This window comes from Pleomorphochaeta sp. DL1XJH-081 (assembly GCF_049310885.1).
Classification (GTDB): Bacteria; Spirochaetota; Spirochaetia; order Sphaerochaetales; family Sphaerochaetaceae; genus CAYZJV01.
Genome location: NZ_JBMDYO010000156.1, coordinates 1 through 256, shown reverse-complemented (window position 1 = coordinate 256; position 256 = coordinate 1). Strand labels below are relative to the sequence as shown.

Below are 256 nucleotides of genomic sequence, written 5' to 3'. Positions count from 1 at the left end.
CCAGCGCCTCTTTCATTTCAGCAAGACGGAAATTCCAGCTCGGCTCTTTTTCCAGCGGATCCACAGTTGAGTGCATCGTCATAACAACTGAACGACCGGCGTCATGCTGGCGACGAATAAACGCCGACAGTTCTCGATGATTAAAGAATCCATAGTTGAATTGGATCACAATGACATCGAGTCTCAGAGCATCAATGTGTGGCTGGAGGTTTTCCAGATAGTTGCTCTCTTTACCTACAATCCAGTTGCGAAGTAC

At 47.3% G+C, this 256-nt stretch carries 1 protein-coding gene; it reads right to left on the bottom strand.

Translation table 11 applies throughout. From position 1 onward, the window contains the following. A partial coding sequence (locus ACODJP_RS14275; protein ID WP_422482632.1) for a hypothetical protein occupies window positions 1-256 on the bottom strand: 256 nt, incomplete at both ends.